Origin of the sequence: Pseudomonas sp. 2957 (genome assembly GCF_031456345.1) — a bacterium.
GTDB classification, from domain to species: domain Bacteria; phylum Pseudomonadota; class Gammaproteobacteria; order Pseudomonadales; family Pseudomonadaceae; genus Aquipseudomonas; species Aquipseudomonas siliginis.
Map to the genome: position 1 here is coordinate 855,573 of NZ_JAVDUL010000002.1, position 21,833 is coordinate 877,405.

20 protein-coding genes are annotated in these 21,833 nt (G+C 60.6%); 13 read left to right on the forward strand and 7 right to left on the reverse strand.

All coding sequences use genetic code 11. The features are described 5' to 3' along the window. Positions 1-53: 53 nt before the first annotated feature. Positions 54-704, reverse strand: a complete 651-nt coding sequence (locus J2Y39_RS09310; protein WP_041477100.1) for an N-acetyltransferase — start codon at positions 702-704, stop codon at positions 54-56. A gap of 260 nt (positions 705-964) precedes the next feature. Between J2Y39_RS09310 and xthA the strand changes: the two genes are divergently transcribed. Together xthA and J2Y39_RS09320 are read left to right on the forward strand one after the other, a co-directional pair. Further along, entirely contained in the window at positions 965-1,777 is an 813-nt protein-coding gene (xthA, locus tag J2Y39_RS09315; RefSeq protein WP_236168565.1) for an exodeoxyribonuclease III, read from the forward strand. 179 nt (positions 1,778-1,956) lie between these two features. Further along, complete coding sequence (locus J2Y39_RS09320) at positions 1,957-3,291, forward strand: phosphate ABC transporter substrate-binding/OmpA family protein (protein ID WP_310216949.1); 1,335 nt, start codon at positions 1,957-1,959, stop codon at positions 3,289-3,291. A 121-nt stretch (positions 3,292-3,412) separates the two neighbouring features. Here the strand turns inward: J2Y39_RS09320 and J2Y39_RS09325 are convergent, their stop codons facing one another. Then, positions 3,413-4,642, reverse strand: coding sequence for an acyl-CoA dehydrogenase (locus tag J2Y39_RS09325; RefSeq protein ID WP_024013435.1), 1,230 nt, complete (start codon positions 4,640-4,642; stop codon positions 3,413-3,415). 171 nt (positions 4,643-4,813) lie between these two features. Between J2Y39_RS09325 and J2Y39_RS09330 the strand changes: the two genes are divergently transcribed. The 3 genes from J2Y39_RS09330 (at position 4,814) to J2Y39_RS09340 (ending at position 7,386) form a co-directional block, all read left to right on the forward strand. Continuing rightward, positions 4,814-5,743 (forward strand): LysR family transcriptional regulator, encoded by a 930-nt coding sequence (locus J2Y39_RS09330; RefSeq protein WP_056788837.1) that lies wholly within the window; start codon positions 4,814-4,816, stop codon positions 5,741-5,743. A 199-nt stretch (positions 5,744-5,942) separates the two neighbouring features. Continuing rightward, entirely contained in the window at positions 5,943-6,341 is a 399-nt protein-coding gene (locus J2Y39_RS09335) for a MerR family DNA-binding transcriptional regulator (protein ID WP_039763349.1), read from the forward strand. A 145-nt stretch (positions 6,342-6,486) separates the two neighbouring features. Beyond that, a complete protein-coding gene (locus J2Y39_RS09340; RefSeq protein ID WP_137214772.1) occupies positions 6,487-7,386 on the forward strand; it encodes a hydroxymethylglutaryl-CoA lyase in 900 nt (299 codons plus the stop codon). 657 nt (positions 7,387-8,043) lie between these two features. Here the strand turns inward: J2Y39_RS09340 and J2Y39_RS09345 are convergent. Further along, on the reverse strand, positions 8,044-9,741 hold the full coding sequence (locus tag J2Y39_RS09345) for an AMP-binding protein (RefSeq protein WP_310216961.1): 1,698 nt from the start codon (positions 9,739-9,741) through the stop codon (positions 8,044-8,046). Positions 9,742-10,041: 300 nt separating this feature from the next. On the opposite strand from J2Y39_RS09345, the gene J2Y39_RS09350 reads away from it, so the two are divergent. From J2Y39_RS09350 to J2Y39_RS09365, 4 genes are all read left to right on the forward strand, one after another. After that, positions 10,042-11,205 carry an isovaleryl-CoA dehydrogenase gene (locus J2Y39_RS09350; protein WP_024013438.1) on the forward strand — a complete coding sequence of 388 codons (1,164 nt, stop codon included), beginning with the start codon at positions 10,042-10,044 and terminating at the stop codon, positions 11,203-11,205. Positions 11,206-11,305: 100 nt separating this feature from the next. After that, the gene (locus J2Y39_RS09355) at positions 11,306-12,910 is read left to right on the forward strand and encodes a carboxyl transferase domain-containing protein (protein WP_056788823.1); all 1,605 of its coding nucleotides are present in this window, start codon (positions 11,306-11,308) and stop codon (positions 12,908-12,910) included. Between the two features lie 120 nt (positions 12,911-13,030). Then, complete coding sequence (locus J2Y39_RS09360; protein ID WP_310216966.1) at positions 13,031-13,843, forward strand: gamma-carboxygeranoyl-CoA hydratase; 813 nt, start codon at positions 13,031-13,033, stop codon at positions 13,841-13,843. Further along, entirely contained in the window at positions 13,843-15,792 is a 1,950-nt protein-coding gene (locus J2Y39_RS09365) for an acetyl/propionyl/methylcrotonyl-CoA carboxylase subunit alpha (RefSeq protein ID WP_310216969.1), read from the forward strand. The genes J2Y39_RS09360 and J2Y39_RS09365 overlap by 1 nt, the downstream gene beginning before the upstream one ends. A gap of 42 nt (positions 15,793-15,834) precedes the next feature. Here the strand turns inward: J2Y39_RS09365 and J2Y39_RS09370 are convergent, their stop codons facing one another. Next, positions 15,835-16,494, reverse strand: a complete 660-nt coding sequence (locus tag J2Y39_RS09370) for a LexA family transcriptional regulator (RefSeq protein WP_071172928.1) — start codon at positions 16,492-16,494, stop codon at positions 15,835-15,837. 130 nt (positions 16,495-16,624) lie between these two features. On the opposite strand from J2Y39_RS09370, the gene J2Y39_RS09375 reads away from it, so the two are divergent. Beyond that, positions 16,625-17,023, forward strand: coding sequence for a DUF6124 family protein (locus J2Y39_RS09375; protein WP_041477380.1), 399 nt, complete (start codon positions 16,625-16,627; stop codon positions 17,021-17,023). Between the two features lie 104 nt (positions 17,024-17,127). Here J2Y39_RS09375 and J2Y39_RS09380 read toward each other — a convergent pair whose 3' ends face one another. Then, positions 17,128-17,346, reverse strand: coding sequence for a hypothetical protein (locus J2Y39_RS09380; protein ID WP_143979101.1), 219 nt, complete (start codon positions 17,344-17,346; stop codon positions 17,128-17,130). A gap of 95 nt (positions 17,347-17,441) precedes the next feature. On the opposite strand from J2Y39_RS09380, the gene J2Y39_RS09385 reads away from it, so the two are divergent. Continuing rightward, positions 17,442-18,593 (forward strand): M14-type cytosolic carboxypeptidase, encoded by a 1,152-nt coding sequence (locus J2Y39_RS09385; RefSeq protein WP_056788813.1) that lies wholly within the window; start codon positions 17,442-17,444, stop codon positions 18,591-18,593. Between the two features lie 59 nt (positions 18,594-18,652). Here J2Y39_RS09385 and J2Y39_RS09390 read toward each other — a convergent pair whose 3' ends face one another. Beyond that, on the reverse strand, positions 18,653-19,198 hold the full coding sequence (locus J2Y39_RS09390; protein WP_129999585.1) for a cytochrome b: 546 nt from the start codon (positions 19,196-19,198) through the stop codon (positions 18,653-18,655). Next, positions 19,195-20,301 carry a catalase family peroxidase gene (locus J2Y39_RS09395; RefSeq protein ID WP_310216977.1) on the reverse strand — a complete coding sequence of 369 codons (1,107 nt, stop codon included), beginning with the start codon at positions 20,299-20,301 and terminating at the stop codon, positions 19,195-19,197. Before J2Y39_RS09395 ends, J2Y39_RS09390 begins: the two co-directional genes overlap by 4 nt. 156 nt (positions 20,302-20,457) lie before the next feature. Here J2Y39_RS09395 and J2Y39_RS09400 point away from each other — a divergent pair, with 156 nt between their 5' ends. Continuing rightward, the gene (locus J2Y39_RS09400; RefSeq protein ID WP_016775320.1) at positions 20,458-20,964 is read left to right on the forward strand and encodes an RNA polymerase sigma factor; all 507 of its coding nucleotides are present in this window, start codon (positions 20,458-20,460) and stop codon (positions 20,962-20,964) included. After that, positions 20,961-21,716: an anti-sigma factor gene (locus J2Y39_RS09405; RefSeq protein WP_110600761.1), complete on the forward strand. Its 756-nt coding sequence runs from the start codon at positions 20,961-20,963 to the stop codon at positions 21,714-21,716. The genes J2Y39_RS09400 and J2Y39_RS09405 overlap by 4 nt, the downstream gene beginning before the upstream one ends. The last annotated feature ends 117 nt before the right edge of the window (positions 21,717-21,833 follow it).

Consider the following 21,833-nt stretch of genomic DNA (forward strand, 5'->3'; position numbering starts at 1 on the left):
ATCACGGGCTCGGGAGCCTGATAGAACAGGTAATTTGTGAAGAAGTTCGATCATTATCCCGTTGCTGTTTGTAACACCTGCGGATTGGCGTGGAAAAATACGTGTTCGCGCACCGGCCCGACGGCAACCTCGCCGATCTCCTGATAACCCTGCCTTTTATAGAATTCCAGGTAGCGCGGGTTGCCGGTGTCGAGCACCACGCCTTGCGATGTTTCATCGACGGCGCACCAGTTGTGCACGGCAGTGAGCAATTGTTCGCCGTAATGCTTGCCCTGAAACTGCGGGTGAACGCCGAGCAACGGCAGCATGTGCACCGAATCACCCGGCACGCATGCAGCAACGGCATCGTGGTATTCCAGATAACGCCGGGTGCAGCGAAAACCGGTGCTGAGCACCATGCGCAGGCGCCATGCCCAGCTTTCGGTAACGCCCAGGCGCCGTTGCGGCGGTGCGATCAGGGCGATGCCGATCAAGCGATCGTTGACCAACAGGCCGATCGCCGGCAGGTCCTGGAGAAAATGCTGTTTGACCAACTCGCGCACCGTCGCGCGCACCCGTTGTTCATAGCCGGGACGTTCGGCTTCGAACAGGTAGCCGAAGGTCGGCTCGTGGCGATAGGCCTGATACAGCAACGAGCGGGCTTCGCGCGAATAGCCGCGGTCGAGCATGTGGATGTCGGCAACGGCGGTCTGGGTTTCAGGCATTGCAGTGATTCTCCCCGGGGGCGCGCTCGGAGGCTGGCGCGCTTGTTGGTACGAACCTTGGGCGGGTGATGTGGTTCCCCTCACAGGTATAGACCAAGTCGGGATCTTCATCGATCTTGCCGGCCTCTTCGCGAGCAGGCTCGCTCCCACAGAGGCGCTGCATAGGGCATCACAAATCCCACAGGTGAAATTGATTTGTCCCACACTGGCCCATCTCCCCCATGTCAGCTAGCATCGCCCTTTTGCCAGGACTGCCGACCATGAAGATTGTTTCCTTCAACATCAACGGACTGCGTGCCCGTCCGCATCAGCTGGCAGCGCTGATCGAAAAACATCAGCCCGACGTGATCGGCCTGCAGGAAACCAAGGTCCACGACGACCAGTTCCCCCTGGATGACATACGCGCCCTCGGCTATCACGTGCACTTCCATGGCCAGAAGGGCCATTACGGTGTCGCCCTGCTCTCGCGCAACGAACCGATCGCCATCCATAAAGGCTTTGCCACCGATGAAGAAGACGCGCAGCGGCGCTTTATCTGGGGCACTTTCGCTGATGCCAATGGCGTGCCGGTGACGATCATGAACGGCTATTTCCCACAAGGTGAAAGCCGCGACCACCCAACCAAATTCCCTGCCAAAGAGCGTTTCTACAGCGATCTGCAAGCGCTGCTGGAAAGCCAGTTCCACAATGAACAGCCACTGGTGGTGATGGGCGATGTGAACATTTCCCCGGAAGACTGCGACATCGGCATCGGCCCGGACAACATGAAGCGCTGGCTGAAAACCGGCAAATGCAGCTTCCTGCCGGAGGAGCGCGAGTGGATGGCGCGCCTGAAAAACTGGGGCCTGACCGACAGCTACCGTCACCTCAATCCCGACGTGAGCGACATGTTCAGCTGGTTCGACTACCGCAGCCGTGGCTTTGAAGATGAGCCCAAACGCGGCCTGCGCATCGATGTAATTCTGGCTTCCCATGGCCTGCTGCCACGGGTCAAGGATGCCGGCGTGGACTACGAACTGCGCGGCATGGAAAAGCCATCGGACCATGCGCCGATCTGGCTTGAGCTGGCCTGAGGGAATTTTCATTGTGGGAGCGAGCCTGCTCGCGAATGCGGTGGATCAGCGACGAATTTTTCGACTGACACGGCGCCTTCGCGAGCAGGCTCGCTCCCACAGGTAATCCCCTGTCATATTTCGGTCACGCGCCTGACTTAATCTCCCCGGCAATCCCCTTGGCTTGATTCGGTGCCGGCATGACCCTGCGTGTTCTCTGCGTTTTCCTGTTGAGTGGCTGGCTGTCGATCTACGCCGCCGCCCTGCCGATCCCCGAAAACGGCCCGGCATTGCGCATTCAGGGTTCCAACACCATCGGCGCCGATCTCGGTCCGGCGCTGGTCGAAGGCCTGTTGCAGCAACAAGGCCTGCTGAAAATCCACCGCGAAACCCCGGATACCGCCAACGAACAACGCATCGTCGGCCAGACCGCACAAGGGCAACGCGTCATCATCGAAGTTGCCGCTCACGGTTCCAGCACCGGTTTCGCTGCGTTGAAAAACGCCAGCGCCGATCTGGCCGCCTCTTCCCGTGAGATCAAGGACAGCGAACTGCTTGCCCTGCAAACCCTCGGCGATCTGAAAAGCCCGGCGGCCGAGCAAGTCATTGCCATCGATGGCCTGGCGATCATCCTCAACCCGGCCAACCCGCTTGAGCAGTTGAACACCGAGCAACTGGCGCGGATTTTTGCCGGCGAAGTGAAAAACTGGGAAGAACTCGGTGGCCGTGGCGGCGCCATTCATTTATACGCGCGGGATGATCAATCGGGGACGTACGACACGTTCAAGGAACTGGTCCTGAGCCGGCGTGGGAAAAGTCTCAGCAGCGCGGCGAAACGTTTCGAATCCAGCGAGCAATTGTCCGACGCGGTCAGCGCCGATCCGCAAGGTATCGGCTTCATCGGCTTGCCCTATGTGCGTCAAGCCAAAGCCGTAGCGATTGCCGACGGCGCGTCGCAAGCGATGCTGCCGCTGAACAGCCTGATCGCCACCGAAGACTATCCGCTGTCGCGGCGCTTGTTCTTTTATCTGCCGCCGGACAGCCGCAATCCGTGGGCGCAGGCGTTGGCCAGCTTTGCCCAGAGCCCAGAGGGTCAGGCGATCGTCGCGGCCAGCGGTTTTGTCAGCCAGACCGTACAAGCCATGAGCGTGGCGCCGAATGCGCTGATGCCCGAGGGTTACCAATCCCTCAGCCGGCATGCCCAGCGTCTGACAGTGAATTTCCGTTTTGCCGAGGGCAGCGCCAGTCTGGACAACAAGGCGCGGCAGGATCTGGCGCGGGTGCTCGACTATATAAAGCGCAATGGCAAGACCGAACGGGCGGTGACGCTGGTGGGGTTTGGTGATTTGAAGGATGACCCGGCGCGGGCCGATCTGCTGTCGAAGCTGCGAGCGATGGCGGTGCGGCGCGAGCTGGTCAGGAACGGTGTGGTCATGCGCGAAGTACGCGGCTTTGGTGCGCTGATGCCGGTGGCGACCAACAGCGCGGATGAAGGGCGGATCAAGAATCGGCGGGTTGAGGTTTGGGTGTATTGATCCTGATGTCGATGTGCTGAGTGTACAGGCCCTTTCGCGAGCAGGCTCGCTCCCACATTGGATCTGTGGCGTGCACAAATCTTGTGGGAGCGAGCCTGCTCGCGAATGAGGCGACGCGGTATTACTGGCCGCTACGCATCATCTCCTTCGGCACATACTTGCCGATCTCGAACTTGCCAATCGCCGCGCGGTGCACTTCGTCCGGGCCGTCGGCCAGACGCAGGGTGCGCTGCATCGCATACATGTAGGCCAGCGGGAAATCGTTCGACACCCCTGCCCCGCCATGCATCTGGATCGCCCGGTCGATCACCCGCAGGGCGACATTCGGTGCGACGACTTTGATCTGCGCAATCTCGCTTTTCGCCACTTTGTTGCCGACGGTATCCATCATGTACGCCGCTTTCAACGTCAGCAGGCGCGCCATGTCGATCTCCATCCGCGAGTCGGCGATCTTGTCGATGTTGCCACCCAGACGCGCCAGCGGTTTGCCGAATGCGGTGCGGCTCACCGAGCGTTTGCACATCAGTTCCAGCGCACGCTCGGCCATGCCGATCGAACGCATGCAGTGGTGAATGCGGCCTGGGCCAAGGCGACCCTGAGCGATTTCGAAGCCGCGTCCTTCACCGAGCAGGACGTTTTCGTACGGCACGCGAACGTTGTCGAACAGCACTTCGGCGTGACCGTGCGGTGCGTCGTCGTAGCCGAACACCGGCAGCGGACGGACGATTTTCACCCCGGGGGTGTCGACCGGCACGAGAATCATCGAGTGCTGGGCGTGACGCGGCGCGTCGGGGTTGCTCAGGCCCATGAAAATCAGGATCTTGCAGCGCGGATCGCAGGCGCCGGAAGTCCACCATTTCTTGCCGTTGATCACCCACTGATCGCCATCACGCACGGCCCGAGCGGCCATGTTGGTCGCGTCGGAAGACGCCACGTCAGGCTCGGTCATGGCGAACGCCGAACGGATCTCGCCGCGCAGCAGCGGCTCGAGCCAGCGCTGTTTCTGCTCTTCGTTGGCGTAGCGCACCAATACTTCCATGTTGCCGGTGTCCGGCGCCGAGCAGTTGAACGGCTCCGGCCCCAGCAGGGAACGGCCCATGATTTCCGCCAATGGCGCATATTCGAGGTTGCTCAGGCCGGCGCCCAGCTCGGACTCAGGCAGAAACAAATTCCACAGACCCTCAGCCTTGGCCTTGGCCTTGAGCTCTTCCATGATTGCGGTCGGCTGCCAGCGATCGCCCTCGGCGACCTGGCGTTCGAACACCGCTTCGGCCGGGTAAACGTAAGTGTCCATGAACGCGGTCACGCGCTCACGCAGTTCTTGCACCTTGGGCGAATAAGCGAAATCCATGGGTAGTTACCTTCTCGGGCAGAGGTTGTTCAAGTCATGCAATCGATGCTAGAACAGCGCTGATCATTTACCTAGCCTATTCTCGGCGTGTATAAACATTCATCACCAATATATGATCCGCTGATCGTCAGCCCCAAAACACTTGCACTTAATAACAAGAGAAGCCGCGTTATGAATCTGAGCAAGGTCGACCTGAACCTTTTCATCGTCTTCGACGCGATCTACACCGAAGCCAACCTGACCCGCGCCGGGCAGATTGTCGGTATCACCCAGCCGGCGGTGTCCAACGCCCTGGCGCGGTTGCGCGAAACCTTCAACGACCCGCTCTTCGTGCGTACTGCCCAAGGCATGGTGCCCACGCCGATGGCGCAAAACATCATCGGCCCGGTGCGCAACGCCCTGTCGCTGCTGCGCGTGTCGGTGCAGGAAAGCCGCATCTTCAACCCGGCGCAGGCGGCCAAGACTTACCGCATCAGCATGACCGACCTGACGGAGGCAATCATTCTGCCGCCCCTGTTCCAGCGCCTGCGCCGCCTGGCGCCGACGGTGATCATCGAAAGCTTTCTGTCCAAACGCCGGGAAACCACCAAGGAACTGGCCGCCGGGCGTCTGGATTTCGCTGTGGATGCGCCGCTCAACACCGACCCGCAGGTGCGCCACGTCAAGCTGATGGACGACCGTTACGTCTGCGCCATGCGCAAGGGCCATCCGATGGCGGGCAAGGAAAAACTCAGTCTCGATGACTATTTGTCGCTGACTCACATCCATATTTCCAGCCGCCGCAGTGGTCTGGGTTATGTCGATCTGGCGCTGGGCAAAATGGGCATCCAGCGCAAGATCGCCCTGCGCTCGCAGCACTATCTGATGGCCTCGCAAGTGATGCAGCAGACCGACATGGTCATGACCGTGCCGGAACGCTTCGCCCGCCGCCATGATCTGCAATCGTTCAATTTGCCGGTGAATGATGTGCCCTCGGTGGAAACGCATTTGTACTGGCACGAAAGCACCGACCAAGACCCGGCCAACCGCTGGATGCGCGAGCAGATGATCGAGTTGTGCCAACAGGTGACGGCGCAGGAGAAGAAGCTGGAGAAGGTGTAGGGCTTTTTTACCGCGTTATCGTTCTTCGCGAGCAGGCTCGCTCCCACAATGAATTGCATTTCATCTGAAGGAACGCGGTCGAATGTGGGAGCGAGCCTGCTCGCGAAGAGGCCTGTACGGACACCCCAAATCCATCCCGCTTGACGTAAACGTAAACCACCGATTAGCTTAGCGCCATGCCCCTTTTCCGAGCGCTTTCATGAGCAGTCAGACCTATAGCATTTCCGACCTCGCCCGCGAGCTGGACATTACCACCCGGGCGATCCGCTTTTATGAAGAGCAAGGCCTGCTCAGCCCCGAGCGTCGTGGCCAGGAACGTATCTATTCGCCGCGCGACAAGGTCACCCTGAAGCTGATCCTGCGTGGCAAGCGCATCGGTTTTTCCCTGGCCGAATGCCGCGAGCTGATCGAGCTCTATGATCCGTCCGGCGGTAACACCAAACAGCTCAACAGCATGCTGGCAAAAATCAGCGAACGCCGCGAACAGCTCGAACAGCAGTTGCTGGATATCGAACAGATGAAGCTTGAGCTGGATACAGCAGAAGAGCGCTGCGTGCAGGCGTTGGAGCAGACGCTCAAGAGCCAGCAGGCGGTCTAGCCAACACTGGCGCCCCTGTGGGAGCGAGCCTGCTCGCGAATGCATTCTGTCATCCAACATTAACGGTGACTGATCCACCGCTTTCGCGAGCAGGCTCGCTCCCACAGGGTTCTTCGTGAACTAAAAAAACAGGCAGGTCCCACCCATGTCCCTCCCCTCCCAAGTACGCCTGATCGAAGTCGGCCCGCGCGATGGCCTGCAGAACGAAGCCCAACCGATCAGCGTGGCTGACAAGGTGCAACTGGTCGATGCCCTGAGCGCCGCCGGGCTCGGCTACATCGAAGTCGGCAGTTTCGTCTCGCCGAAATGGGTGCCGCAAATGGCCGGATCCGCCGAGGTGTTTGCGCAGATCCAGCGCAAGCCCGGCGTGACCTACGGCGCGCTGGCGCCGAACCTGCGCGGCTTTGAAGACGCGCTAGCCGCCGGGGTCAAGGAAGTCGCGGTGTTCGCCGCCGCCTCCGAGGCGTTCTCGCAGCGCAACATCAATTGCTCGATCAGCGAGAGCCTGGCGCGGTTTGCGCCGATCATGGAAGCCGCGAAACAACACGGCGTTACCGTGCGCGGTTATGTTTCCTGTGTGCTGGGCTGCCCGTATGAAGGCACGGTTGCGCCGGAGCAAGTGGCGATGGTCGCGCGCGAGCTGTACGCGATGGGCTGCTACGAAGTGTCGCTGGGCGACACCATCGGCACCGGCACGGCGGGCGCGACCCGGCGCCTGTTCGAGGTGGTCTCGGCGCAGGTACCACGGGACAAGCTTGCCGGGCATTTCCACGACACCTATGGCCAAGCCATGGCCAATATCTATGCCAGCCTGCTCGAAGGCATTGCGGTGTTCGACAGCTCTATCGCCGGCCTCGGCGGCTGCCCGTACGCCAAAGGCGCGAGCGGTAACGTTGCGACCGAAGACGTGGTGTACCTGCTCAATGGCTTGGGCATCGAGACCGGTATCGACCTGGACGCCTTGATTGCCGCGGGCCAGCAGATCAGTGCAGTGCTCGGCCGTCCAAGCGGTTCGCGAGTGGCCAAGGCACGCAGCGCGCAGTGAGGTGTTACCGCTGGGTCAGTGCTGTGGGCAAAAGCGAGTAACACGGAAACAAATTGTCTGGCTTTGCCCTGGGGTGAAAAAACCCGAAAAACTTAAATCACTGATTTATAAGACTTTTTAAAAGTTGGCACGACACCTGCTATCTCTATGGCATAACAAGAATAAAAAGCCGCAAACCAATAAAAACAAGACGAAACGACTCTGACATAACAAGAACAACACGGCAGAGACGCAGCTAACAGATTTTTTTGGAGAAGGTGTGCTTTTCAGGGTGCTCTCAGGAGTGACCCGCAACCGGGCAGAGAACAATAAAACTACCTTCAGGTAGCTCCCGAATCGGTTGGATCGTTAAACGAGAAAGCAGATCAGCGCTCAAAAAAATACGTTTGCTCTTGACCCCGGATGGGGGTCGCCAAAAAGCTGTACAGGGCCACGGTTGCCAAAAACAACAACAGACCGACCCTCAATAATAAAAAGAGCACGCAACGACAAATTAAAGGGGAGCTTCGGCTCCCCTTTGTGCTTTCTGCAATTCGTCTCTCTATCACTGCATCCCTGTGGGAGCGAGCCTGCTCGCGAAAACGGTGTGCCAGACACATTTGCGCTGAATGACACACCGCATTCGCGAGCAGGCTCGCTCCCACAGAAATTTTGTGATTATCCCTCGATTGTTTTCAGCTCCTCGATACTGATCTCACGCATCCTGAATTTCTGGATCTTGCCCGTCACCGTCATCGGAAACGCGTCGACGAATTTGAAGTAGCGCGGTGTCTTGAAATGGGCGATGCGCTCCTTGCACCAGGCTTGCAGCTCCAGCTCCGAGGCGCTGTGGCCGGGGTGGAATTTGATCCAGGCGACGATTTCCTCACCGTAGCGCGAGCACGGAATACCGATCACCTGCACGTCCGCCACCGCCGGATGGGTGAAGAAGAATTCCTCCAGCTCACGCGGATAAACGTTCTCGCCGCCACGAATGATCATGTCCTTGTTACGCCCGGCGATGTTGACGTAACCCTCCTCGTTCATGCTCGCCAGGTCGCCGGTGTGCATCCACCCCGCCTCATCGATGGCTTCGGCAGTAGCCTGCGGGTTGTTCCAGTAGCCGAGCATCACGCTGTAACCGCGCGTGCACAATTCGCCAATGGTGCCGCGCGGCACAAGGTTGCCGGCGGTGTCGATGATCTTGCTTTCCAGTTGCGGCTGGGTGCGCCCGACCGTGGTGACGCGCAACTCCAGCTCATCCGCTGGCCCGGTCTGCAGCGACACCGGACTGGTTTCGGTCATGCCGTAGGCGATCTGCACTTCGCTCATGTGCATTTCGTTGATGACCCGGCGCATGACCTCAATCGGACAGGTCGCGCCGGCCATGATCCCGGTGCGCAGGCTCGACAGGTCGAAGGTCTGCCGCTGCGGCTGATCGAGCATGGCGATAAACATGGTCGGCACACCGTACAGCGCCGTGGCTTTTTCTTCGGCGACCGCTTGCAGGGTCAGCGCCGGATCGAAAGCGTCGTTGGGGTAGATCATCGTGCTGCCATGGGTGACGCAACCGAGGTTGCCCATGACCATGCCGAAGCAGTGATACAGCGGCACCGGAATCACCAGACGATCGGCAGTCGTCAGGCCGAGGCTTTCGCCGACCATGTAGCCGTTGTTGAGAATGTTGTAGTGACTGAGGGTCGCGCCCTTGGGGAAACCGGTGGTGCCGGAGGTGTACTGGATGTTCACCGGTTGATCGAAATGCAGACTGGCGCTGCGTTCGCGCAATTGATCGGGCGAGACGCTGACGGCCAGATCGCTGAGCTGCGACCACGGCAGAAAACCGGGCGGCGGATTGGCATCGAGGCTGATCACGCCGCGCAACTCCGGCAGGCGTTCGCTACGCAGCTGACCGATGGCGTGCTCAGCCAATTCCGGCGCCAGGCTCTGGAGCATTTCGTGGTAATTCGAGGTTTTGAACGCTCCGGCACAGACCAGCCACTGGCAGCCGGATTGCTTGAGCACGTACTCGAGTTCGGAGCTGCGGTAGGCGGGATTGATGTTGACCAGGATCACGCCGATCTTCGCCGTGGCGAACTGAGTGATGCACCACTGCGCGCAATTCGGCGCCCAGATGCCGAGGCGATCTCCGGTCTGCAAGCCCAGCGCGAGCAAGGCCCTGGCCTGCTCATCCACCGCGTCGGCCAGTTGCCGCCAGGAGTAACGCAACTGTTGATGGCGCACCACCAAAGCCTCGCCGTCCGGGTATTGCGCGACAGTCTGATCGAAGCGCTGACCGATGGTCATCGCCAGCAGGGCTTTGTCCTGAGAGCCACGGGTGTAGCTGCGCTGCGGGTTTGCACTGGGTAGATCCATGACGACCCCTATTGTCTTTATTAGTGGGTTTTCCCGGTTTTGAATCCCTGTGGGAGCGAGCCTGCTCGCGAATACGCCGCGTCATTCAGCCTTGAGGGCGACTGATACAGCGCTTTCGCGAGCAGGCTCGCTCCCACCAGAAACAAACCGATATCTGATCCTGAACTGTCCTTACTCTCGCCCAAGTTGACGCTTACGTAAAGCCGATTGACAGTCGAACTGTGGAAGCTTTACGTTAACGTAAAGCTGAACGCCGATTCGTCGTGCGCTCCACCCGATAAAAAAGCCAAAAGGTGCCTCATGAGCTATCCATCCCTGAATTTCGCCCTCGGTGAAACCATTGACATGCTGCGCGATCAGGTGCAGTCCTTCGTCGCCGATCAGATCGCCCCGCGTGCCGCGCAGATCGACCACGACAACCTGTTCCCCGCCGACATGTGGCGCAAATTCGGTGACATGGGCCTGCTCGGCATCACCGTGCCGGAGGAGTACGGCGGCGCAGGTCTGGGTTATCTGGCGCATGTGGTGGCGATGGAAGAAATCAGCCGTGGCTCGGCGTCGGTGGCGTTGTCCTATGGCGCGCACTCCAACCTTTGCGTCAACCAGATCAACCGCAACGGCAACCACGAACAGAAAACCAAATACCTGCCGAAGCTGATCAGCGGCGAGCACGTCGGCGCCCTGGCGATGAGCGAGCCCAACGCCGGTTCCGATGTGGTCTCGATGAAGCTGCGCGCCGACAAACGCGGCGATCGCTTCGTACTCAACGGCAGCAAAACCTGGATCACCAACGGCCCTGACGCAAACACCTACGTGATCTACGCCAAGACCGATCTGGAAAAAGGCCCGCACGGCATTACTGCATTCATCGTCGAGCGTGACTGGAAAGGCTTCAGCCGCAGCAACAAGTTCGACAAGCTTGGCATGCGTGGCTCCAACACCTGCGAGTTGTTTTTCGATGACGTCGAAGTGCCGGAAGAGAACATCCTCGGCGTGCTCAACGGTGGCGTGAAAGTGCTGATGAGCGGCCTCGATTACGAACGCGTAGTGCTCTCCGGCGGCCCGACCGGGATCATGCAGTCGTGCATGGACCTGATCGTGCCGTACATCCACGACCGCAAGCAGTTCGGCCAGAGCATCGGCGAATTTCAGCTGATCCAGGGCAAAGTCGCCGACATGTACACCCAGCTCAATGCCAGTCGCGCCTACCTCTACGCGGTGGCCCAGGCGTGCGAGCGCGGCGAAACCACCCGTAAGGACGCTGCCGGGGTGATCCTCTATACCGCCGAACGCGCCACACAAATGGCCCTCGACGCGATCCAGATTCTCGGCGGCAATGGCTATATCAACGAATTCCCCGCCGGCCGCCTGCTGCGCGACGCCAAGCTCTACGAAATCGGCGCCGGCACCAGCGAGATCCGCCGCATGCTGATCGGCCGCGAACTGTTCAACGAGACGAAATGAATTTCGTCAGCTGCAAGCCGCAAGCTGCAAGAGAACCACGCTCTTGCCCCAACTTGCAGCTTGCCGCTTGTAGCTAGAAGCTGCTTACGGAGTAAGCCCAATGATTCTGCACACTCAGCTCAACCCGCGCTCGGCGGAGTTCGCCGCCAACAGTGCGGCGATGCTCAAACAGGTCGACGCGCTGCACACCTTGCTCGCTCAAGTCGCGCAGGGTGGCGGTGTCAAAGCGCAGGAACGCCACACCTCGCGGGGTAAATTGCTGCCGCGCGAGCGCATCAATCGCTTGCTCGACCCCGGCTCGCCGTTTCTCGAAATCAGCCAACTGGCCGCCCATGCGGTTTACGGCGAAGACGTGCCGGCTGCCGGTGTGATCGCCGGGATCGGCCGCGTCGAAGGCGTGGAGTGCATGATCGTCGCCAACGATGCGACGGTGAAAGGTGGCTCGTATTACCCGCTCACCGTGAAAAAACACCTGCGCGCGCAGACCATCGCCCAGCAGAATCGCCTGCCGTGCATTTATCTGGTGGATTCCGGTGGTGCCAACCTGCCGCGTCAGGACGAAGTGTTTCCGGATCGCGAGCATTTCGGGCGGATATTCTTCAATCAGGCCAACATGAGCGCCATGGGCATCCCGCAGATCGCTGTGGTCATGGGCTCGTGCACCGCAGGCGGCGCGTATGTGCCGGCGATGGCAGACGAAGCGATCATGGTGCGCAACCAGGCGACGATTTTCCTCGCCGGCCCGCCGCTGGTAAAAGCCGCGACCGGCGAAGTGGTCAGCGCCGAAGACCTCGGCGGCGCCGATGTGCACTGCAAGACCTCCGGCGTGGCCGACCATTACGCCGAGAACGACGAACACGCCCTCGCCCTCGCCCGCCGCAGCGTCGCCAACCTCAACTGGCGCAAGCTCGGCGAGGTGCAGCAACGCACACCGATCGCGCCGCTGTACGCCAGCGACGAGTTGTACGGCGTGGTTCCGGCTGACGCCAAGCAGCCATTCGATGTGCGCGAAGTGATCGCGCGGCTGGTCGACGGTTCGGTGTTCGATGAATTCAAAGCGCTGTTCGGCACCACGCTGGTCTGCGGTTTCGCGCACTTGCACGGCTACCCGATCGCGATTCTGGCAAACAACGGCATCCTCTTCGCCGAAGCTGCGCAGAAAGGTGCGCACTTCATCGAACTGGCCTGCCAGCGCGGCATTCCGCTGCTGTTTCTGCAGAACATCACCGGTTTCATGGTCGGCCAGAAATACGAAGCCGGCGGCATCGCCAAGCACGGCGCGAAACTGGTGACCGCGGTGGCCTGTGCCAAGGTGCCGAAATTCACCGTGATCATCGGCGGCAGCTTCGGTGCCGGCAACTACGGTATGTGCGGGCGCGCTTACGATCCGCGTTTCTTGTGGATGTGGCCGAACGCGCGGATTGGCGTGATGGGCGCCGAACAGGCCGCCGGTGTGCTGGTGCAGGTCAAGCGCGAACAGGCCGAACGCAGCGGTCAGGCGTTCAGCGCCGAGCAGGAGACCGAGATCAAGCAGCCGATTCTCGATCAGTACGAAGAACAGGGTCACCCTTATTACTCCAGCGCTCGGCTGTGGGACGACGGCGTCATCGACCCGGCGCAGACCCGCGATGTACTGGCCCTGGCCTTGTCCGCGTCGCTGAACGCGCCAATCGAACCGAGCCGCTTCGGCGTGTTCCGGATGTGATGTTTTTTTGTGGGAGCGAGCCTGCTCGCGAATGCGCTCTGTCAGGCAGCGGATAGATCGACTGATACCCCGCTTTCGCGAGTAGGCTCGCTCCCACAAGAACCGTGGAGACGGATGAATATGAGCGACTTCAATACCCTCGAACTGCAAAACGACCCACGCGGTTTCGCGACGCTGTGGCTAAATCGCGCGGAGAAAAACAACGCGTTCAACGCCGAGATGATCCGCGAACTGATCCTCGCCCTCGACAAGGTCGCCAGCGATTCGAACCTGCGTTTCCTGCTGCTGCGCGGGCGTGGCAAGCATTTCAGTGCCGGTGCCGACCTGGCCTGGATGCAGCAATCGGCGGAACTCGATTACCACACCAATCTTGACGATGCCCGCGAACTGGCCGAGCTGATGTACAACCTCGCCAAGCTGAAAATCCCCACTCTGGCTGTGGTTCAGGGCGCGGCGTTTGGTGGCGCGCTGGGCTTGATCAGTTGCTGTGACATGGCGATCGGCGCCGATGACGCGCAGTTCTGCCTGTCGGAAGTACGCATCGGCCTGGCACCGGCCGTGATCAGCCCGTTCGTGGTGCAAGCGATTGGTGAGCGTGCGGCGCGGCGCTATGCGCTGACTGCCGAGCGCTTCAGCGGGCAGCGGGCGCGGGAGATCGGCTTGCTCGCCGAAAGCTATCCTGCGGCTGAACTGGAGCAACAGGTCGAACAGTGGATCGACAACCTGCTGCTCAACAGCCCCGCGGCCATGCGCGCCAGCAAGGACTTGCTGCGCGAAGTCGGCAACGGCGCGCTGACCCCGGCCCTGCGCCGCTACACCGAAAATGCCATCGCGCGGATTCGCGTCAGCCCTGAAGGCCAGGAAGGCTTGCGCGCCTTCCTGCAAAAGCGCCCGCCGAGCTGGCAAGCCGCATCCACCAAGGAGTCGCGTTGATGAGCGCACCTGTGATTACCACCCTATTGGTGGCCAACCGCGGCGAAATCGCCTGCCGAGTGATGCGCACCGCCAAGGCCCTGGGCCTGACTACCGTCGCTGTGCACAGCACCACCGACCGCGATGCGCGGCACAGCCGTGAAGCCGATATCCGCGTGGATCTGGGCGGCAGCAAGGCTGCCGAGAGTTATCTGCAAATCGATAAATTGATCGCCGCCGCCAAGGCCAGCGGTGCCCAGGCGATTCATCCCGGCTATGGCTTTCTCTCGGAAAACGCTGGATTCGCCCGCGCCATCGAAGCCGCCGGGCTGATCTTCCTCGGCCCGCCCGCCTCGGCCATCGACGCGATGGGCAGCAAATCCGCCGCCAAGGCGCTGATGGAAAAGGCCGGTGTGCCTTTGGTGCCGGGCTATCACGGCGAAGCGCAGGACCTCGACACCTTCCGCGAAGCTTGCGAACGCATTGGTTATCCGGTGCTGCTCAAGGCCACCGCCGGTGGTGGCGGCAAGGGTATGAAGGTGGTTGAGGATGTCAGCCAACTGGCTGAAGCCCTCGCCTCGGCGCAGCGCGAAGCGCAATCGTCGTTTGGCGACTCGCGGATGCTGGTGGAAAAGTATTTGCTCAAGCCACGTCACGTGGAGATTCAGGTGTTCGCCGATCAGCACGGCAACTGCCTGTATCTCAACGAGCGCGACTGCTCGATCCAGCGCCGTCACCAGAAAGTCGTCGAAGAAGCCCCGGCGCCGGGCCTGTCGCCCGAGTTGCGCCGAGCAATGGGCGAAGCGGCCGTGCGTTCGGCGCAGGCGATCGGTTATGTCGGCGCCGGCACCGTGGAGTTTTTGCTGGATGCGCGCGGCGAGTTTTTCTTCATGGAGATGAACACGCGGCTGCAGGTCGAGCACCCGGTGACCGAAGCAATCACCGGGCTTGATCTGGTCGCCTGGCAGATTCGCGTCGCCCGTGGGGAAACGCTGCCGATCACTCAGGCGCAGGTGCCGCTCAATGGTCATGCGATCGAAGTGCGTTTGTATGCCGAGGATCCGGCGAATGATTTCCTGCCGGCCACCGGGCGGCTGGACTTGTATCGCGAATCGGCACAGGGCGCGGGGCGGCGGGTGGACAGCGGCGTTGAGGAAGGTGACGAGATATCGCCCTTCTACGACCCGATGCTCGGCAAGCTGATTGCCTGGGGTGAAGATCGCGAACAGGCACGCTTGCGTCTGTTGAGCATGCTCGACGAGTTTGCGATTGGCGGGCTGAAGACCAACATCAATTTCCTGCGCAGGATCATCGCGCATCCGGCGTTTGCGGCGGCAGAGCTGGATACCGGGTTCATTCCGCGCTATCAGGAGCAATTGCTGCCAGCACCAGGCACGTTGAGCGATGAGTTCTGGCAGGCGGCGGCGCAGGCGTTTGCGCAGAGTCTGCCGCAGCGTGCTCGGGCGGATGATCCCGCTTCGCCGTGGGCTTCAGGTGGCGGATTGCGAGCAGGTTTGCCGGCGCAAATCACCTTGCATTTGAGTTGCGAGGGACAGGATCGCGCGTTGACCTTGAGAACTGCGGCCCATGCAAAACTGCTGGGCGAAGCACTAATCGTCGAGCATGACGGCGTGCGCCGCACATTGCGGGCGATTCGTCAGGCTGGCGCGTTGTATCTGGAATGGGACGGCGAGTTGCGGCGCATCGAAGCGTTCGATCCGATCAGCGCCGTCGAGGCCAGCCACAGCCATCAGGGCGGTCTGACCGCGCCAATGAACGGCAGCATCGTACGCGTGCTGGTCGAAACGGGACAGTCGGTTGAGGCCGGGGCGCAACTGGTGGTGCTGGAAGCCATGAAGATGGAACACAGCATCCGCGCGCCGCAGGCCGGTGTGATCAAAGCGCTGTCTTGCCAGGAAGGCGATATGGTCAGTGAAGGCAGCGCTTTGGTTGAACTGGAAGAGGGATGAAATAAAAGGATCGATCCTGGCCTTGAGCGAGGATCGATCCGTTCAGTAACGCGCCGTTGCCTGAACCACCACGCCGATGATCCGGCATTCATCGGTGAGCAGGGTTTTCGGCCAGGTCGGATTGAGCGGCACCAGGTAACGCTGGCCGGCCTGTTCGTCGAGTTTGCGGAAAATCGCCTCTTCGCTGTCCGGCCACTGGGCGATCACCAGTTTGCCAGGCACTGCCTCCAACTCCGGATCGACCAGAATCAGCATGCCCTCGGCAACGCTCTGGCCGCTCGGCGCGGTCATCGAATCCCCCGTCACCGTCAGCCAGAACGCCGCACCGCCGCGAGCGTGGTAATCCGTCAGTTCGAAGCGCTGCTTCGCTGATGCTCCGGGATAGCTCGCCGCAGTGTCACGCACTTCGCACGGTGCACGCCAATCGCAAACCGGATAACGGAAGTACGGGTTGTACTTCTGCGCCAGCGGCATCTCGTCTTCCGGCGTCGGCTGCGGTTCGCGAATCACCAGAACGACTTCAAGGAAGTCCATTCCCAGCGCCTTGAGCACGCGGTTCATTTCGGTAACACCGGGTTCGCGACGCTTGTTCAGCCAATGACCGATCCCGCCCTGGGACATGCCGACGCGCTCTCCGAGCTCTGTTTGAGTGACTTTGAGTTCACTCATCTTGGCCTTGACCAACTCAATCCATTTATCCATGTGCCGCACCTTACGCGGACGTCTTCGACCGGCAAAACACATATTGTAGTATTTAAATCCTAGTCACAAATACAGGCGGTACTATCCTAGAGGAACGGACTTTCAATCGAACATGGAGTGACGTTTCATGATGAACATCAGCAGCAAAGACCTGCCCGATCTGCAAATCGACACCAGCTTCACCTCCCCTCAAGGCAATGCCGCCGCACAGCGCGCGCTGGACTACTACTTGAAACCGACTGTTTCGAAATCCGAGACGGACGAACGTTTTTTCAATGTCAAAAACCATCTCAGCGGCGAGGAAGCACTGGTGCACGCCTCGGACTTGTTGCGATGTGCAGCCGCCACCGCGTTCAAGGCCGCAGAAAACCTGCAAGGCACCAGTCGCGATCTGGCCTTTTCGGTGGTGCACATGGTGGATATGGCGCGGGCGATGGTCGACCATTCGATCGACAACGACGAAGTCACGGCGGACAAGGTACGGGCGGACAGGAAAGAATTTTCCCATCGCGCAGATAAAAACATTTGACTTGCAAATGATAATGATTATTATTGCAAGCAGCTGGTCGCGAGATCAGTCGATGGACCAGAGACCTTAGGTCGGTCTTCTGGACTATCTCCTCATCAGGCTAATCACGGTTTTTGACCCGGCTTTTTGCCGGGTCTTTTTTTGCCCGTTTTTCGGGCTTGTGTCTTCAGGCTAATGAAGTCTTTGGGTGCTGCAAATTCGATGGCGCGGATAATATCAAAAGAATATTGATTGGCAAGCCGAGCCCAGCCACATTGGGCGAAACTAATGGCAATCAGCACTTGAGAATCAATCGCATAGCCTCTAAGCTGCTGGCGCGTCACGGAAGACGCCCCCCGCTACACCCGCGATTCCCCTCGGTTTCAGCCCTGCCTGCGTGTAAAGTACCGGTCATAAAAATCCTGATCAGGAACCGACCATGACCGTGGCCAAATCTTCGTTCGACATCAGCGCCAATTTCGACAGCGGCAATATCCAAGTCATCGATATCAGCAACCCGCTCAGTCCCGTCCTGGCCATCCGCCCGGACACCCGCAGCGCTCATTTTCAGTGGTTCCACTTCAAGGCCAGCGGCCTGCATGTGCACCAGGAACACTGGTTTCGCCTGGTCAACGCCAGCCAATCGACCTACAGCAAAGGCTGGCCGGGCTATCAAGCGGTGGCGTCGTATGATCACGTCAACTGGTTCCGCATCCCCACCAGCTTCGAAGGCGACAGCCTGCGCTTCTGCCTCGAAGCGGAACAGACCCACGCCTGGTTCGCCTACTTCGAACCCTACAGCCGCGGCCGCCACGACTGGTTGATCGAGCAAGCGCTAAGCAAGGCTGGCACCGAATTGCTGGCGACCGGCAAAAGTGTCGAGGGCCGCGACATTCAGCTGCTGCGCAAAGGCACCGGTGCCGAAGGCCAGCGCAAAATCTGGATCATCGCCCAGCAGCATCCGGGCGAGCACATGGCTGAATGGTTCATGGAAGGTGTGATCGAGCGTCTGGAACGACAGGACGATCCGGTATTGAACAAACTGCTGGCCAGCGCCGATCTGTATCTGGTGCCGAACATGAACCCGGACGGCGCGTTCCACGGCCACCTGCGCACCAATGCCATGGGGCAGGACTTGAACCGGGCCTGGCAGAACGCCAGCCAGGACATCAGCCCGGAAGTGCTATTCGTTCAGCAGCAGATGCAAAAGTATGGCGTCGATGCGTTTATCGACGTACACGGCGACGAAACCATACCTCACGTTTTCACCGCCGGCTGTGAAGGCAATCCTGGTTTTACGCCGCGCATCGAAAAGCTTGAAGAGCATTTCCGCAGCCACTTGAAGCACACCACCAAAGACTTCCAGACCACCTATGGCTACACCCGCGACGAACCGGGACAGGCCAACATGACCCTGGCCTGCAACAGCGTCGGACAGAAATACGACTGCCTGTCGCTGACCCTGGAGATGCCGTTCAAGGACCACGACGACCACCCGGACAAGATCACCGGCTGGTCGGGCAAACGTTCCAAGCAACTGGGTAAAGACGTGTTGACCACCCTCGCCGACATGGTCGACACCCTGCGCTGATCCCCTTCCCTGCAACAACAAAAGATCGCAGCCGGCCTGCGATCTTTTGCGTTATAGGGTCAGCCGCGATCGCGCCCGCGCAACATGCTGTCGAGCACTTCGTCACGACGCACCCAGCCATGGAACAGCGCCGCCGCCAGGTGCAGCAGCACTGTCAGAAACAGCAGATACGCCAAATAGCCATGGGACTTGCGCAGCAACGCAAACAGTTGCGCGTCGGCCGGCACAATTGGCGGCAGATGCAGCGACGCCGAGAGCATCACCGGCTCGCCCGAGGCACTGATCATCGCCCAGCCGAGCAACGGCAACACCAGCATCAACGCATACAACAAGACGTGGGAAGCCTTGGCTGCGAGCACCTGCCAGCCCGGCAGATCATCCGGCAGCGGCGGTTGGCGCGTGGTGAAGCGCACCAGCAGGCGCACGATCACCAGCGCCAGAATCGCGATGCCCAGCGGCTTGTGCAAATGAATCAGCCATTCATGGCGAGACGACACCGAAGTGACCATGCCCGCGCCGATAAACAGCATGGCGATGATCATCAGCGCCATCAGCCAGTGCAGCAGGCGCGCCAGCAAAACGAAATGCGTCGGTTGCTTGTTCATGGACGAGCCTCCTGTTTGGCGGCGGGCAACTGGCTGACTTCGCTGGTGCGACGCAGGTAGGAATCGGCATAGCCGGCAGAACGCGCGGCCAGCAGTGGATCTTCCGAGCCTTGAATCCCGGCCGGCAGCACCAGCGGGTCGTAGTTGATGTCACGGCACTCGCCACTGAGTTGCGGCTGGGTCTTCTCCAGCACCAGGGTTCCGGCGTTCAGCACTTTGCGATCTGCGGGCCAGGTCTTGCTGGCATCGTTCACCGGGTCACCGGCGTTGGCCAGGGTGATGTTCAACTGAAAGCGCAAGGGTGCGGCGGCCAGGCGTTGCACCAGATCCTTCTCGAGAAAGTCCGCGCCTTCAGGAGCCGTGGCACCCGCCGCGTCCTGCGCCAGCGGCGTCATGCTCCAGCGTACGGCCTGTTTTTTACCGTTGCCATCGACCAGATAGAACGCATTGATGCTGTTATAGGTTTCGGTGGCGTAGCTGGCCGAAGGCTTGGCGGTCTTCACCCACGTCAGAAACGGCACGGCTTCCGGATGTGCGGCAAAAAACGCCGGCACCTTCGTCGGGTCTGGCTTGCCGGTGGCTGGATCCGGCGACTGCGCCTGCTGCAATTGGTAGAACGCTTCGGGCGTGCCCACCGGAAACACCGGCATGCTGTTCATGCCGGTGCGCCATTGCTGACCGTTCGCCTGGGTGAAGCGCAGCGCCAGGCTGCGGATCGGTACGGCGCTGTCCGGCGCGTAGGGATTGCCGGCCGGCAAGGCGAAACGCCCCACCACCGGTGTCTGCGGCAGGTTGAATACTTGTGCTGTAGAGAATGCCCGCGCCTCGCCACTGCTTTCGAAATGGCCGATCACGCACACGCCCTTGGCGTGATTGCGACGAAAGCCGGGATGCACGCCGTTGTTCTTTTCCAGCACATCGACCAACGCTTTTGGCGTCAATCGTTGTGGGTCAAGGTTGCCATGCACGTAGGCAAACGCCCCGGCCACGGCGGCGACAATCACGGCAATGCCGCCCAGACGTAAAACCAGGCTCGCGGCGCTCAGTGGCTGGCGCGGCGGCCTGCCGGGCGGTGCAGCGTTGGGGGACGAGCGATCAACCATGAATATCTCCAGGCCATCGGCCACAAGTGGAAAGAGTCAGCAAGACGCACCCCGTCCGGGTTTATTCCACGGCGCGGTATTTATTTTTGCGCACGGGGAATAACCTGCGCTGACGGGCGTCTTCCTAGTCCACAGCGTAGCGACCAGCAGAAATTCATGAGCGAATTCGACGAACAGTTGAGAGAAATCATTCCCAGATTGCGCCGTTTTGCCGTGTCGTTGACGCGCAACAGCAGCAGCGCTGACGATCTGGTCCAGGCCAGCCTCGAGCGGGCGCTGTCGGCCTGGGGCGAGAAACGCGCTGAGGGCGACTTGCGCGCCTGGCTGTTCGCAATTCTCTATCGGCAATTTCTCGACGCGCACCGTCGTTCGCGGCGCTATGCGCGCATGCTGGAATTTTTCACCGGTCGCGACGACGCCGAGCCGTCGGTGGAACGCACGGTGATTGCCCAGTCGACCCTGCAAGCCTTCGAACGCCTGCCCACCGAACAGCGCGCCTTGCTGCTGATGGTCTCGGTGGAAGGCCTGTCCTATAAAGAGGTCGCCGAGATCCTCGGCGCCCCGATCGGCACCGTGATGTCGCGCCTGTCCCGCGCCCGCCAGGCCTTGCGCCAACTCAGCGACGGCGAAATCAGCAGCCCTTCCTTGCGGATACTCAAATGATCAGCCTGCCTCCCAGCGAACGTGATTTGCACGCCTACGTCGACCACCAGCTCAGCGACGCCGATCGGCGCGTGCTCGAGACCTGGCTGGCCAGCCACCCCGAAGAAGCGGCGCAGGTGCGCGCCTGGCAACGCGATGCTCAACAGTTGCGCGCAGCGCTGAGTGGCGCGTTGCAGCAACCGGCCAATCCGGCGCTTGACCCGATGATGATTCGCCAGCGCCGTCGCCAGCAGTCCCGTCGGCACCTGGCCAGCGCGGCGGTGTTGCTGATTGCCGTGAGCATTGGCGGTTTCAGTGGCTGGCAGGCACGGGAAATGACCCTGGCGCGCCCTGCGCAATTGCCGATGACTGACGCGTTGCAAGCCTATCGCCTGATCGCCCAGCAAGGCGTACTGCCCGCCGATTACAAGGTCGACAGCGACGGCGACATGCAGCGCTGGCTCGACCGCTACTTCAGTGGTGCCGGGCGCTTGCCGGACTTGAAAGCTGCCGGATTCGAGCCGGTCAGCGGGCGTTTGCTCAGCACCGATGAAGGCGCGGCGGCGATGGTGATGTATGAGGATGGCAGCGGTCACAAGGTCAGTTTCTACCTGCGTCCACCGGGGCCGAAAAACACCCTGCTGCCGCGCGGTTCGCGCAGCGATGGCGATCTGCAGGCCGATTACTGGTCAGGGCCGGGTTACAACTATGCGGTGGTCAGCCCGACCGACTCGCCGGCAGCAGAGTTGCTCAAGCAATCGCCACCGTTCTGAAATCCGCCCCTTGTAGGAGCTGACGAGTGCAACGAGGCTGCGATCTGTTCGCGGCAACCCAGGATCAAAAGATCGCAGCCTCGTTGCACTCGTCAGCTCCTACAGGGGAATCATGCA

Bases quoted from the DNA above. Each gene is read 5' to 3' on its own strand.
- J2Y39_RS09310 (WP_041477100.1), bottom strand. From the start codon at position 704: ATGCCTGAAACCCAGACCGCCGTTGCCGACATCCACATGCTCGACCGC.
- xthA (WP_236168565.1), top strand. From the start codon at position 965: ATGAAGATTGTTTCCTTCAACATCAACGGACTGCGTGCCCGTCCGCAT.
- J2Y39_RS09320 (WP_310216949.1), top strand. From the start codon at position 1,957: ATGACCCTGCGTGTTCTCTGCGTTTTCCTGTTGAGTGGCTGGCTGTCG.
- J2Y39_RS09325 (WP_024013435.1), bottom strand. From the start codon at position 4,642: ATGGATTTCGCTTATTCGCCCAAGGTGCAAGAACTGCGTGAGCGCGTG.
- J2Y39_RS09330 (WP_056788837.1), top strand. From the start codon at position 4,814: ATGAATCTGAGCAAGGTCGACCTGAACCTTTTCATCGTCTTCGACGCG.
- J2Y39_RS09335 (WP_039763349.1), top strand. From the start codon at position 5,943: ATGAGCAGTCAGACCTATAGCATTTCCGACCTCGCCCGCGAGCTGGAC.
- J2Y39_RS09340 (WP_137214772.1), top strand. From the start codon at position 6,487: ATGTCCCTCCCCTCCCAAGTACGCCTGATCGAAGTCGGCCCGCGCGAT.
- J2Y39_RS09345 (WP_310216961.1), bottom strand. From the start codon at position 9,741: ATGGATCTACCCAGTGCAAACCCGCAGCGCAGCTACACCCGTGGCTCT.
- J2Y39_RS09350 (WP_024013438.1), top strand. From the start codon at position 10,042: ATGAGCTATCCATCCCTGAATTTCGCCCTCGGTGAAACCATTGACATG.
- J2Y39_RS09355 (WP_056788823.1), top strand. From the start codon at position 11,306: ATGATTCTGCACACTCAGCTCAACCCGCGCTCGGCGGAGTTCGCCGCC.
- J2Y39_RS09360 (WP_310216966.1), top strand. From the start codon at position 13,031: ATGAGCGACTTCAATACCCTCGAACTGCAAAACGACCCACGCGGTTTC.
- J2Y39_RS09365 (WP_310216969.1), top strand. From the start codon at position 13,843: ATGAGCGCACCTGTGATTACCACCCTATTGGTGGCCAACCGCGGCGAA.
- J2Y39_RS09370 (WP_071172928.1), bottom strand. From the start codon at position 16,494: ATGGATAAATGGATTGAGTTGGTCAAGGCCAAGATGAGTGAACTCAAA.
- J2Y39_RS09375 (WP_041477380.1), top strand. From the start codon at position 16,625: ATGAACATCAGCAGCAAAGACCTGCCCGATCTGCAAATCGACACCAGC.
- J2Y39_RS09385 (WP_056788813.1), top strand. From the start codon at position 17,442: ATGACCGTGGCCAAATCTTCGTTCGACATCAGCGCCAATTTCGACAGC.
- J2Y39_RS09390 (WP_129999585.1), bottom strand. From the start codon at position 19,198: ATGAACAAGCAACCGACGCATTTCGTTTTGCTGGCGCGCCTGCTGCAC.
- J2Y39_RS09395 (WP_310216977.1), bottom strand. From the start codon at position 20,301: ATGGTTGATCGCTCGTCCCCCAACGCTGCACCGCCCGGCAGGCCGCCG.
- J2Y39_RS09400 (WP_016775320.1), top strand. From the start codon at position 20,458: ATGAGCGAATTCGACGAACAGTTGAGAGAAATCATTCCCAGATTGCGC.
- J2Y39_RS09405 (WP_110600761.1), top strand. From the start codon at position 20,961: ATGATCAGCCTGCCTCCCAGCGAACGTGATTTGCACGCCTACGTCGAC.